A 13410-nucleotide genomic window follows, 5' to 3' on the forward strand; every position below is an offset into this window, starting at 1 on the left:
TATCAGGCCTACAAGGGCTGGTCCTGTAGGCCGGGTAAGGCGCAGCCGTCACCCGGCGCTTTCGCAGACGCGTTGCGCTCCGCCAGCAGCCGACAAATCTCCGCGTGCTTCTCCTCGGTAAAGGTAAAGCGCGACATAAAGCCCATGCGGATCAGCGAGCCTATCGCCGGCAGCAGGCAGATCCCGAAGAACAGCCCCGACAGCACGCTCTCGCTCTGAATTTGCGCCTGCGGCACGTAGCCGATCATCGTCAGAAACACGCCGATTAACCCGCCGCCTACCGCCACCGACATCTTGCCGGTGAAGGTCTGCCCGGAGAAGGTGATGGCTGCGCAGCGCTTGTGGGTGTGGTACTCCGCGTACTCGATAGTGTCGGCAATCATCGACGAGGTGAGGATGTTGGTCATCATCACGAACAGCGTGCTCAGGCCGAGCAGAATGAATAGCATCGTCACCTGCTGATAGCCAACAAACCACATCACCACGCGCACCGCCACGTCCAGCCCGCAGAGGATCATAAACAGCTTCCGCTTCTGCATCCGGCGCGTCAGCATCGGGGCGACCAGGCACAGCACCGCCGCGACTATCCCCATCACGCCAATCGCCATCTGCAGGCTGCCGTCGCCCAGATTGTTGATAAAGAAGTAGATATAGAGCCCGCCCGCCACGTTGTGAAACACGCAGAAGAAGAACGACAGCAGGACGATAAACAGCGGCTTGTTCTGGCGCAGGTTGTGAAAGGTGTCGCGGATGGTCACCTTTTCCGGGCTCGGCGGCACGCGCTCTTTGATCTGCATAAAGCCGTTGAGCATCAGCGGCAGGCCCACCAGCATCATCACCAGCGCCGCCATAAAGTAGCCTTTGTCATTGCTGTACTGGGCGAAGTAGGCCGCCAGCTTCGGGAAGAAGATGTTGGCGCAGGCAATCCCGGCGTTCACCCCGAGCATCGCCGCCGTCACCGCGCGGGTGCGCTGCCCGGAGTCGTTGGTCATCACTGACGACATCGACCAGAACGGGATATCGGAGATGGCGTACAGCGTCCCCCACAGGATGTAGGTCACCCCGGCGTAGAGAATTTTGGTGGTCATGTCCGCTTCGATTTTATAGAACGACAGCAGCGTGACGCCGGTGATCAGCAGCGGGGCGATCAGCAAAAAGTGGCGAAACTTGCCGAACCGGCTGTTAATGGTGTCCATGATGCTGGCAAACAGCGGATCGTGAACCGCGTCCCACGCGCGGGCAATCAGGAAGATGGTGCTCGCCGCCAGCGCCGAAATCCCCAGCACGTCGGTGTAAAAATAGTTAATAAACGAACCCACTAAACCAAAGCTAAAGCACTGACCTAATCCATAACCAAAATAAGACCACAGCTCGCGAGACGGTATTTTCATTGTCGTTGCCATTGTTATATGCCTGCCTGGTTGCCCGGCGGTGGACCGCCGGGTCGATATTATTAGCCTTGAGCCTTCGGGGCGATCTTGCGCAGCTGCTGCATCAGGGCGATTTCACGGCGCGAGAACGGAATGCCGTTCTCCTCAAACACGTCGTGGAACCAGAGGCGGCAGTAGTCCGTGGACTCTTTCATCACCACCGGCCACGGCAGCCACGTCTGGGTTTTGCCGCGCACCAGCCCCCACTGGTACGGCGCGACCTTCGCCGCGTACATCAGTGGAAGCTGCTCTTCGATGGTGCTGCCCACGTGGCGCGCCAGCCATTCGGTGCAGAACAGCGGGCGACCAAGCTGTTGCAGCTGCTGGATAATCGCCGTCATGCGCCCGGTGTGGGTGTAGGCGTGGAAGCTCACCACGTCCGAGAGCGCCAGCGCGGTCTGGTCCAGCGGGTGCTGGAAGAACGTCTCGCCCTCCTCTTCCGGCGGCAGACGCCACGCGCAGACGGTAAGCGGCTGGGTAGGGTCTTCTTCACGCACCCACTGGAATGCGAGCTTCATCAGCGCATGGGCGCAGGTCTCCAGCTTCGCGTCGTACTGCACCTCCTGCGTGCCGGTCGCGAAAATGCCGCGGTTGCCCGGCTCGTTGTAGAGATCCCACAACAGCACGCGCCTATCCTCGCGGAACTGGCGCACAACGTCGCGGATATAGCGTTCAATGTCTGCCCAGCAGTCGGGATCGCACACCTTGTCGCGTCCCGGGCTCGCCGCCGCCTGACTGTTGTGCTTGCCCGGCACCGGCGGCTTTTGCGGGCCGAGATACGGCTCGTCGCCGGAGAAGCCGCAGTCGTCCATCAGGGTCAGCATGGTGCTGAACCCGTGACCGTCGGCAATCGTCAAAAACCGGTCGATGCGCGCCATCAGCCCGTCACGGTCGTGCTCCCAGACGATAAACGGCAGGTTGATGCGCAGGGTGTTGTAGCCCGCCTCCGCCGCCCAGCCCAGCTCGCGGTCAATCGTCCCGGCGTCGAAGGTCTCTGCCTGCCAGATATCAGTCCAGTTCACCGCCGTCGACGGCAGATAGTTAAACCCGCACAGCCAGCCCTTCTGCTGATACCAGGCCTGTGCCTGCTCCCTGCTCCACTGCTCTTTCATTACGCGTCCTCTTACTGATAATATTTAGCTAATAAATATTAGTTGCGGGATAAATGCGCAATTTGCCGCACGAAGAAAAGCGATGCCCCTCACAAAGTTCACGCTTCGATGAATGAGAAACGTGATCGACGGCGCGTAAGCGTGCGGTTAGGGTATGATGCAAAGTCGCGAAAGGGAGAGGACGGATGAAGCGAAAAACAAAAGTGACGATGAACGATATTGCGCGGGCGGCGGGCGTGTCGCAGGCGACGGTATCGCTGGTGCTGAACCAGTCCCGCAACATCAAGCTCAGCGACGACACTCGCCAGCGGGTGATTTGCGTCGCCACCGAGCTCGGCTACGACCGCCTCCCTGCCGTTCACGCCCCGCGCAACCAGGAAGAGATCGCCCTGCTGGTCAGCTCACTGCAGAGCTTCGACCCGTTTATCGACGCTATCAGCCAGGCGCGGGAAGCGGCGTGGCGCAACGAGACTCTGCTCACCGTCTACGACTACGGCGACGATATCGAGCTGGCGCTGAACATCATCCGCCAGCTGGAGAAGCGCAACTGCATCGGGATTATCCTCGCCTCCCCGATCACCACGCTGGTGGACATGACGGCATTCCAGGACTGCACCCGCATCCCGCTGGTGCTGCTCAACCAGCGCGACCCCGGCTCGCCGCTGCTGCCGTCGTTTATCCCGGACGACTACGCCAACGCCTTCCAGGTCACTAAACACCTCATCGCCTGCGGGGCCACGCGCATCGCCCACATCACCGGCGAGAGCTGGATGGAGGCCTCCCGCCAGCGTCTGGCGGGCTACCAGGCGGCGCTGCAGCAGGCTGGACTCGCGTGCGACGACGGTCTGGTGCGCCAGACCAACTGGCAGTTCAGCGAGTCCTTTACCGCCACCACCTCTCTGCTGGAGCTGGCCGAGCGTCCGGACGCCATCTTCTGCGCCAGCGACTGGCTGGCGATTGGCTGCTATCAGGCGCTGGCGGTGAACGGCGTGCGCATCCCGCAGGACATGCTGCTGGCGGGCTACGACGACCAGAAGATCTCCGAGCAGCTCACCCCGCCGCTGACCAGCATCCAGCTACCCTACAGCGAGCTGGGACGCCTCGCGGTGGAGTACCTGTGCAATCAGGAAGATGCCGCCACGCACGTGACGCTGGCGGGCAGGCTGAAGGTGCGCGCCTCAAGCCTCGTCTGAGGTAAACACCATGCCCGCATAGGGCTTCTCGCGACACGCCGCCAGCCGCGCGGCGAGGCTGCCCACGTGCAGCTCCAGCTTGTGCCCGTCCGGGTCGAGAAAATAGAACGACGCCCCCTCGCTTTTGTTCTGCTTCCAGACGGTGACGCCCGCCTGCTCAAGCCTTTGCGAGAACGGTTCAAAATCTTCTTCCGTGACGGTAAACGCGTAGTGGGTGTAGTCGCTCTCCTGCGGCGGCACGTACCGGCGCGCCTCGTCGTACGACAGGCAGACCCACAGATCGCCGCAGGTGAGATAGGCCCCGGTATTCCAGCGGGCGTGCAGCGTCAGCCCCAGCAGCGCGTGCCAGAAGGTGACGCTTTTTTGCAGGTCGCTGACCGCGAGGGTCAGGTGGTTGAGTGATTGCAGCATGACGTGCCCTTTTGTTTTTCGCGCCGGACGTGATACGGTAAAGAGATGAACATAAACCACGCCGTGCTCACCGTAAACCGCTGGTGGCTGCCTTCTTAAAGGCGGCACGGAGTAGTTTTCCCCATTTTCAGATAGCCGCCGAAAGGCGGCTTTCACATTTCTAAGACCCCTTTCGGCGTAACAACGTTAAGGAGTCTTTATGAATACGCAAACCATCCTCACCGGCGACCGCCCAACCGGCCCGCTGCACCTTGGCCACTACGTCGGATCGCTGCGCCAGCGCGTGGCGCTGCAGCAGACGCACAGCCAGTTTGTGCTGATTGCTGACCTTCAGGGGCTGACCGACAACGGCAGCAACCCGCAGAAAATTCGCGACAACATCCCCGAAGTGCTGGCCGACTACCTCGCCGCGGGCATCGACCCGAACCTGACCACGATCTGCCTGCAGTCCGCCCTGCACGCCCTCGCCGAGCTGACGATGCTGTATATGAACATCGTCACCGTCGCCCGCGTGGAGCGTAACCCGACGGTGAAAAACGAGATTGCACAAAAGGGCTTCGCCCGCTCGCTGCCGGTCGGGTTTATGGCCTACCCCATCAGCCAGGCGGCGGACATCACCGCGTTTAAGGCCGAGTGCGTGCCCGTCGGCGACGACCAGCTGCCGATGATTGAGCAGACCAACGAGATTGTGCACAAGATAAACAGCCTGCAGCCCGCCCCGGTGCTGCGCCACTGCAAGGCGATGCTGAGCGACACCAGCCGCCTGCCCGGCATCGACGGCAGCGCCAAGATGTCGAAATCGCTGGGCAACACGCTGCACCTTTCAGCCAGCGAAGAGACCATTCACCGTGCGGTCAGCGCCATGTACACCGACCCGAACCACCTGAAGGTGAGCGACCCGGGGCAGATTGAGGGGAACGTGGTGTTTACGTACCTCGACGCGTTTCACCCGGAGAAGGACAAAGTGGCGGCGATGAAGGCGCACTATCAGGCGGGCGGGCTGGGCGACCGGGCGTGCAAGAACGAGCTAGAAGCGTGCCTGCAGGAGCTGATTGGGCCAATGCGGGAGCGGAGGGCGATGTACATGCAGGATAAAGGTGAGCTGATGGCGATGCTGAAGCGCGGAACCGAACGGGCGCAGGGGGTGACGCAGGCGACGTTGAGGGAGGTGAAGGTTGGGTTGGGGGTGCCGGTGTTTTAAAAGCGGTATAAATAATAATCCCGGCGCAGGGCCGGGATATTTATCAGGCGTTGCGCTTAATTACCGGAATATCGCCGGTGTCGTTCAACGCTCCTGGAAATGTTTTTAACCACTGCGCGACTTTCTGCTTATTTATATTCACCACGCTCATACCTTCCAGGCATCCCCATAATTCTCTTGTATGCTGGGGCGTAATCACAATGCAGTCTTTCATGGCGCGGATTTTTACCGGCATGCCGTTGATAAAGCCTGCCCGGGTTAACCAGTCACCGCCCAGGAGAAGGTATTTCATGTCTATGCGTGCATACAGTTCGCAACAGGCGGCACTGTCCTGCGGCGTTTCCGCTCGAGGGTGGACGGGCGCCGCGTTGGGCGGGTTGCCGTGCAGACGGCGGGCGCTGTTTTTGCGTACCAGCTCGCGGTTTTCATCCATGCCGGTGAAAGCGTCTGATTCTGTTTTGCAAACGGTAAACTCTGGCTTAAAATTCGTCGCAGCCATTTTCAACTCCTCAGTAGTTGTTGTGGTTAGCGGTATGGGGGTGTTGCAGCACCTTCATATCGCGAATTCCTCGTTTAAATTTCTTTGATACTTCCTTTAGCCGGTTGGCGTAAATTCTGGTGCTCATTATACAGGACTGAGTATAAATACAGCGGTTTTGGGTGGGGGAAATTTGGAATTTGCGAGGGGGATTCAGGAAATAAAGTTCTTTGCGGTAAGGTCATGTTTTTGTTGATTGCAGGTTGATTGGTCTGGGTTTTGCGAGCATCATCGCAAAACTACTGGCTCCTGTAACCGAACTATGACCATCGCAAAATCTCTTAGTCAAAAAATTGCCGGGATGAAAACAGCCTGGTACAACAAAGCACCAGCGTTGAATAAACCCTTACTTGTTCTGTACGTTCTTTCCCAGTACAAGAAAGGCCATGAGCGACTTTTCCAGTTTCAGGATGAAATACAAGCTCAACTACGAGATTTGCTAAAACGCTACGGGCCAAAACGCAGCAACTATGAAGTTGTTATGCCATTCTGGCGGTTAAAGCATGACGGCTTCTGGGCACTGGAAGGAACAGACCCTGCTTTACTTAAAAGCCCTGAGGAACCGAGGCTGCAGACGGTCTTAGAAAACCACGTACGCGGTGGCTTTGATATTATTTCCTTTTCGCTGGTACAAAATCAGAAATCCTTGATAGATTCACTGGCAAAACAGGTTGTTGAACAATACTTACCTATAGAATTTCACTCTGCGTTGTTCAAGGAACTAGGGTTTGAAACACCTGATCCATTTGAGGTAAATGAAAGCCCGAACGACCGTATAGCTCTCGTTCAACCAGACATTGATATTATCACTCAGGATCTCACGATAGACGAAACAACCCGAACAGCATTGATTCAGGCCAGAATCGGACAGGGTATTTTTCGGGCAGAGTGCTTAAAACTTTATCCTGCCTGCCCTGTAACCGGGATTACCTTTCACCCATTACTCAGAGCGAGTCATATCAAACCCTGGTCCGCATGCCAAACTGCAAAAGAAAGATTAGATCCGCATAACGGTCTCATGCTGGCGGCTCATATTGATACTTTATTTGACTCTGGCTGGATTTCATTCGCTAATGAAGGTGACGTTCTGATAAGCAATAACCTTGATTTTGGAACATGCGACAAACTGAGTTTGCCCGAGAGGATCATTGCGTTGCCGAAACCTTCATACAACTATTTACAATGGCATAGGCAAAATGTTTTTAAGGGTTAATTGATGTGATCGTATTAAATATCCTGAGCACCCTATGGTTTATACGGGTGCTCAGGTAATTCAAATCATTTTATAACTGCCGCTGCTCAAGGCTGGAATAAATCGTTTTGATCTCAGCTCTTAAGCTATCGCCATGGTAGACCATGGATGTGTCATATCGCTGGTATCTTTCCTCCCGCGCAGCGCTGAACCAGTTAAAGGAACCGACGCAGAGTAGTCCCTCATCGCCAATTACAATCTTACTGTGAACACGGTTGACCAACTTCGTCGTAATGCCCATTTCAGTCAACTTTTCCACGGCCTCATTAAGACGCTGATTTTTCTCTTTGCGCTTTTCAAAATCCACATCTGCAGTATTAGATGATTTGTCCGTTACTAAAGTGATATCAATACCACGCGCACGCGCTTGCGTCATCGACGCAAGAAAACCGGTCTGTTCCAACTTTTCCCAGGTAAGCCACGGCGAAACGATAGTAATGCTCTGATTGATTGAGTTAAAAGTCTGATTCAGAAACGCATCATGTTGCTCCACACCGTGCAGGATAGAGGTCTGCGTTTGCGAAGAATTTAAATCCTGTCGCTCCTGAAAATCAAACTGCAACGCATTATCGGTGCAAGCAAACAGGTATTTCGCCAGCAGTCCCCGAGGTGAAGAACCGGGTTGGATCTCAAACAAGTCCATGTCGCCAAAGACCAGGAAGCTATCTTTAGGACGTGAAACGGCAACGTTCAGTATGCTGCTGTCGTTGTCTATAAATTCGCCATCCTCATGCTTCGAATACACAGAAGAAAACAGCACAATCTCCCTTTCCGCGCCCTGCAAGGAGTGGACCGTCCCCACTGTCAGCCCGTTTTTATCATCATTACAGTTGATATCCACCTTACGCAATGACGATTCAATTGCGCTGACCTGCGCAGAAAATGGGGTCACAATCCCGACGACTTCATGGAGCAGCTTATTGTAATGACGCTCAATATCTTGTTTGTGCGCCGCAAGCCATGCAGCTACTGTCTCAGCTTCAAAGACGTTGTAGCGGCTTCCGCCGCTTGCCTGCACACATTTACCATCTATGTGCAAATAACCCATTGCAGGATATAACGTGCCTTTTGCTATACCCCGCTTGGGAAGTAATTTGCCGTCATAGCACAACTCATTACAGAAGCCAATGATGTTATCGAAGCAACGACGATGCTCGTACAAATACATGCCACGCGCAAAGTTTGGGTCGTAATGATAGCGGGAATTAAACTGGGCGATCTTCATGACACTTCCAGATGCCGCGCTTTTACCTGAATCACCTATTACGGCATAAGCGTCGTGAAGCTCTTCCTGAGTATCGCCGGTAAGAAGTTTCTCCTCTAACAGATTCCCTATATCAATGGTAGGGCTACTATTCCAGATTGGCGCAATCTGCGCTGTATCACCAATAACTAACGCTTTTTTTGCCAGAGCAAAGGAGGCGGCAGCCACTTCCGGGAGCACTTGGCCTGCTTCATCGACAATGAGCAGATCGGCTAAATTATAAAAATAGCTATCCGCATACTTTTTCAATTTTTTATCCCGGATACCAATCTTCATATGATGCGGCAACATATAACAGGTCATCACCACACAAGGGGTAAGTTTCATTCTGCGCTGCCAGCGGGCTTGAACATAATTTATACTGTTACGTTTTTTTTCATCCTGAAGATCCTTAATGGCAGCCATATCCATTAACCACCGGCCTTCCCAGTAATGCGTCGCCAGCAGAAATGCAGGAAAACGGAGCCACGTATCAGAGAGCTGATCGGCTTCATTCAGACTCAGCTCCGATTCACTTGGACTTCCCAGCGAATGAGTGATCTCGCGCCAGCGTATGGCTGCCTCACTTTCACGTTGAGAAATGTCCTCGGCAAGACCAATCTGCTGCTGGTACTCGGCCTGCTCTTTAAGTGCTTTTACAATCAGGCCTTCGATAAAGGCATCAATTCCATTAGGTAGACCCCCCTGGAATGCTGTCATTCTTTCGCCAAACGTAGCCTCCAAAAACAGCTTCATTTGATAGTGACGCTTAGTACGAACGGCGGGAAGCCAGGAGAAGAGAGCGAACATGATCGACTCACCAGCTCGATATTGTTCCCATTGTTTTTTGACCTGTGTTAATAGCGAGATTTCATTTGTGCTATTGAGCAGTAACGTTCTCTTAGCCTGAATATACTGTTCGAGATCGTCGCTGATGGCGCACCGCTCCTGACGGATTGCGTTCAGGTTGTCCCACGCAGGCTCGATTTGCTCAAGCTCTGCAGAGAGTTCAACTAAACGCTGATGTAAGAGATCCACAACGTGTTCAGGTGAATGACATTCCTGAGTCGGAAAAGCCAACCTTGCCTTTTCAAGGAAGAAGAGCCGGGCATCTTCTACATATTCAAGGGATTCAACGCGGTTAAAAAAGTCTTCTGTCTGGTATTTTTTTGCGGCCTCGGCTTTTCGGCGCGAAGAAGGGAAATAAGCCCCAAAGCTTGTTACATCAGGCAGCCAACGCCCAGCCATAGGCCCGGTGCCCGTAGCAAAATCTTTTCCGAAGGCCTCAATAATGTTGGTAACCGCCTGGTTGTTGGTTGATGTCGCAATGACAACCGGTGGTTCGGTTTTGTTTAAAGCCGCCCTCGTCCACTCTGTAGCTATGATGGAGAGCACAAGAGTAGTTTTTCCTGTTCCCGGAGGACCGTTTACGGCCAGAATATCGCCCGGCTGTTGAGTGAGATAATGGCTCAGGGCATCACGCTGTGCAGTAGCCAGAGGGAAATTGTCGCCAGAATGGCCCAGACGCTCACTGAACATGGCATTACTGGCAAGAAGCGGCTCAACAGGAGATTTATCTTTTGAAGCAAAACGCGCCAGCAATGGCACCTCTTTTTTGCACGACAGCAGGTGGTCGTACATGGGCAAAATATGAATGCTGGCGCCGCCGGGCTGGTTGGCTTTGATAATAAAGCCATAACCAGCTGACTCATATTGCTCTGGTGACTCGAGCCATTTCCCGGCCACATTGTTTAAAAGCTCATCTGCCTCTTTAAGGTATTTTTGCCATAATAGCTTATAGCGAGCATGTCGCTCAGTCCGTTGTTCGTCTGTTTCCTCACGCTGCTCATCCTCGTCGCCAGGACCAAAAGTTAATGAATCATGGGAGGTTTTATATTTGTCATATTCCGCCATCTCACCAATAGAAAAGGTACCTTTGGGGAGTGGTTCAAGCAGGTCACGGGGAATGGTGGCAGGAGATGCAGGGAACAGAAAGCCTTCGCGGTTCAACAGCGCAGAAGTAACCAAAGGCGTAACTATACCTGGTGCGCCAGCCATGCGCTCCTTGCCATGCTTTAACAAGTGGATCCATACATGCGGCCGTAACAACACTTTTACGGTCTGAACCTTCTCGTTTTCACCTACGAAGAACGATTGCACGATCTCTTCATCCAAGCGCCCCTTATCGATATTCATCCATTGAGTGAATGACTCTTCATCTTTACGCTCAAATGCCCCTTTTCCAGACTCGGCATCAGCTAAGGTATTACGCCAGTATGAAGTGAATCCCTGAGTATTACTGTCCATTCCCCATCCCGTGACTTAAATGAAATTATTGATTTCGTTGATATTAATTCATCACATGATTAAGTATTGTCCACGTAGCGAGCGCGATCGCAATAATTATTTGGTATGCACGAAGAAATTGATTTCAAAGACAGAATATATTCATTGAACGAGTTCGAACTGTTACGATTAACAGTAGCGATTCGTCCGGGTGGGCGTCATAATGCACTATGAACTTCTCGTAAGGAGTAAGAGATGCAATCGGTACAGACTTGGCTTGAAAAATTCGTTGAACAAGCCGATCAGAAAATCTCACAATCAACTAAAGACTACCCAGAAACACTTCATGGACTTAAGGTGAAGGTAAGTTTCGGCTTTGGTAATTACAGTTCTGTTCCTTGGATTGCATTTCTTGCTGAGGATCAAGAAGTGTCTCATGGTATCTATCCTGTCATACTTTATTATAAAGATTATGACGAACTTATACTTGCTTATGGGATAAGTGATACAAAGATACCTCAACTTCAATGGCACTTTAACTCTGATATACCAGTCACCATTAGAGAGTATTTACATACCAACCTTGGGATATACCCAAAGAAATATGGTCAATCTTACTATGCGTTCTCACAAAAAGTTTCCAATGGTATCGATTACGCAAAATTTGATGAAGAAATAGAACAAACAATAAATGTATATAAAAAATTATTCTCCAGTTCCAAAACATTGCCCCATCCAGATCCTCACTCCAAAACTACGGTCAAAAAACCATATGATATAAACGATGCATTGAATGACCTCTTTATTCCTCAACCAACAATAGAAACAATTATTAAACGTTTGGTTGTGAAGAAAAATGTTATTCTGCAAGGTCCCCCCGGAGTAGGCAAGACCTTCGTAGCCCGCCGACTGGCTTATCTGCTAATGGAAGAAAGGGATTCATACAGAGTTGGTATGGTCCAGTTTCATCCATCTTATAGTTATGAAGATTTCGTACAAGGTTATCGCCCAAATGGTGATGGCTTCCAACGGAAGGATGGAATTTTTTATAGTTTCTGTCAGCAGGCCCTGAAAGAACCAGAAAAAAAACATGTTTTTATCATTGATGAAATAAATCGAGCGAATTTAAGCAAGGTTTTTGGCGAAGTCATGATGCTTATTGAACATGATAAGCGTAATGCGAACTGGGCAGTACCTCTTACCTACTCGGAAAACTACAGTGACCGATTTTATATACCTGCTAACGTCTATATTATTGGTTTAATGAATACAGCAGATCGTTCTCTGGCAGTCGTCGACTACGCTCTCCGCAGACGCTTTTCATTTATTGATATTGAACCCGGATTTGGAACAGAGCAATTTCGTAGTTTTTTACTGGATAACAAAGCCAAGCCTGGATTTGTCGAATCATTATGTTTCAAAATGATGCAGTTAAATAACGAAATCAGTAATGACTCAGAAATACTCGGGAAGGGTTACAGGATCGGGCACAGCTATTTTTGCAATGGTTTAGATGATGGCAATCAACCAGATGTTGAATGGTTCAGAACAATCGTTTTTTCAGATATAGCGCCGTTGCTTGAAGAGTATTGGTTTGATAACCCTGGTAAAAGACAAAACTGGCTCGATCTGTTACTTGAGGACATATAATGAATAAGCCAGCGATTCCAATACGTAACATCTATTATATGCTGACTTATGCATGGAATCATTTACAGGATGCTAAAATAGTTAACCTTGATGCGCAACCGGCCAATAACTTACTAGATATACTCGGGCATGCTTTAAATAAATGTGTTCTTTATCTTTGTCGTCGGGGATTCGAGCTGAATTATCAGTCAAATACAGAGTTAATCACAGGAGTAAAAGGACGGGTGAATCTCCCTCAAACACTCCGCGGTTTACATATGACACAAGGAAAAACAGTCAGTACTTTTGATGATTTAAATCCGGATACGCTTGCAAATAAAATCATTAAAAGTTCTCTGACTGTATTAATCAAAAATGAAAATTTAAATAAAACCATCCGAGAAGAATCGCGCTCTATCCGAGCAAGAATGCCAGAAGTGAAAGAAATTAACCTCACTCCTCTTCACTTCAATAAAGTGAAAGTTAGGGCTAGTAGTCGTTATTACAAATTCGCAATCAGTTTATGCAAGTTTATTGCAGACAATTCGATAAGTAATCAAAACAATGGTAGTTATCGTTTTTATGATTTTGAACGTGACGAACGCAAAATGTCACTTCTTTATCAGGAATTTTTATATTGTTTTTGTATGCGAGAATTAAAAAACGCTAACGTAAAACGCTCATATTTGAAATGGGATGCATATAGCGACACTGATAAAAGTTTATCTTTTCTACCACGAATGGAAACAGACATAACGATAAGAAGTAATAACAAAACTTTAATCGTTGATGCAAAATATTATAAGAGTATATTTTCTAGCCGTAACGAAACATCGAAGTTTCACTCGTCTAACCTATATCAGCTAATGAATTATTTATTGGCTTGTAAATCGACTCCAGCCCAAAAAATCAGTGGGTTGTTGATCTATCCTCATGTAACGAAGGCTGTAAAGCATCGTTATAATGTTAGTGGTTTCGATATCGGATTATGTACTATAAACTTGGATCAAGAATGGACACTGATTCATCATGATTTACTGTCTATCTTTACCGAGTTTCTGGAATAAATAACCATGCTTAAATTAAGCATCAGGATATTAAGCTTCAACTTAAAA

Annotated in this window: 10 protein-coding genes; 5 read left to right on the top strand and 5 right to left on the bottom strand. The window is 50.7% G+C overall.

What is annotated here, in order from left to right; all coding sequences use genetic code 11:
• Window positions 1–8: 8 nt before the first annotated feature.
• Both RVY89_RS16270 and RVY89_RS16275 read right to left on the bottom strand, forming a co-directional pair.
• Window positions 9–1403, bottom strand: coding sequence for an MFS transporter (locus RVY89_RS16270; protein WP_063944590.1), 1395 nt, complete (start codon window positions 1401–1403; stop codon window positions 9–11).
• 50 nt (window positions 1404–1453) lie between these two features.
• Entirely contained in the window at window positions 1454–2542 is a 1089-nt protein-coding gene (locus RVY89_RS16275) for a cellulase family glycosylhydrolase (RefSeq protein WP_484825882.1), read from the bottom strand.
• A 185-nt stretch (window positions 2543–2727) separates the two neighbouring features.
• On the opposite strand from RVY89_RS16275, the gene RVY89_RS16280 reads away from it, so the two are divergent.
• A complete protein-coding gene (locus RVY89_RS16280; RefSeq protein ID WP_484825883.1) occupies window positions 2728–3735 on the top strand; it encodes a LacI family DNA-binding transcriptional regulator in 1008 nt (335 codons plus the stop codon).
• Here the strand turns inward: RVY89_RS16280 and fosA are convergent.
• Window positions 3721–4146: a FosA/FosA2 family fosfomycin resistance glutathione transferase gene (gene fosA / locus RVY89_RS16285; protein ID WP_367071696.1), complete on the bottom strand. Its 426-nt coding sequence runs from the start codon at window positions 4144–4146 to the stop codon at window positions 3721–3723. The genes RVY89_RS16280 and fosA overlap by 15 nt on opposite strands.
• 199 nt (window positions 4147–4345) lie before the next feature.
• On the opposite strand from fosA, the gene trpS reads away from it, so the two are divergent.
• Entirely contained in the window at window positions 4346–5347 is a 1002-nt protein-coding gene (gene trpS / locus RVY89_RS16290) for a tryptophan--tRNA ligase (protein WP_484825884.1), read from the top strand.
• Between the two features lie 43 nt (window positions 5348–5390).
• On the opposite strand, the gene RVY89_RS16295 is transcribed toward trpS, so the two are convergent.
• On the bottom strand, window positions 5391–5846 hold the full coding sequence (locus RVY89_RS16295; RefSeq protein ID WP_484825885.1) for a SymE family type I addiction module toxin: 456 nt from the start codon (window positions 5844–5846) through the stop codon (window positions 5391–5393).
• A gap of 301 nt (window positions 5847–6147) precedes the next feature.
• On the opposite strand from RVY89_RS16295, the gene RVY89_RS16300 reads away from it, so the two are divergent.
• On the top strand, window positions 6148–7098 hold the full coding sequence (locus tag RVY89_RS16300; protein ID WP_484825886.1) for an HNH endonuclease: 951 nt from the start codon (window positions 6148–6150) through the stop codon (window positions 7096–7098).
• A 70-nt stretch (window positions 7099–7168) separates the two neighbouring features.
• Here the strand turns inward: RVY89_RS16300 and RVY89_RS16305 are convergent, their stop codons facing one another.
• Window positions 7169–10687, bottom strand: coding sequence for an AAA domain-containing protein (locus RVY89_RS16305; RefSeq protein WP_484825887.1), 3519 nt, complete (start codon window positions 10685–10687; stop codon window positions 7169–7171).
• A 234-nt stretch (window positions 10688–10921) separates the two neighbouring features.
• Here RVY89_RS16305 and RVY89_RS16310 point away from each other — a divergent pair, with 234 nt between their 5' ends.
• Complete coding sequence (locus RVY89_RS16310) at window positions 10922–12316, top strand: MrcB family domain-containing protein (protein ID WP_484825888.1); 1395 nt, start codon at window positions 10922–10924, stop codon at window positions 12314–12316.
• Window positions 12316–13362 carry a 5-methylcytosine-specific restriction endonuclease system specificity protein McrC gene (gene mcrC, locus RVY89_RS16315; RefSeq protein ID WP_420289468.1) on the top strand — a complete coding sequence of 349 codons (1047 nt, stop codon included), beginning with the start codon at window positions 12316–12318 and terminating at the stop codon, window positions 13360–13362. The genes RVY89_RS16310 and mcrC overlap by 1 nt, the downstream gene beginning before the upstream one ends.
• Window positions 13363–13410 lie beyond the last annotated feature (48 nt).

It is taken from the genome of Enterobacter sp. 3U4 (genome assembly GCF_057224565.1).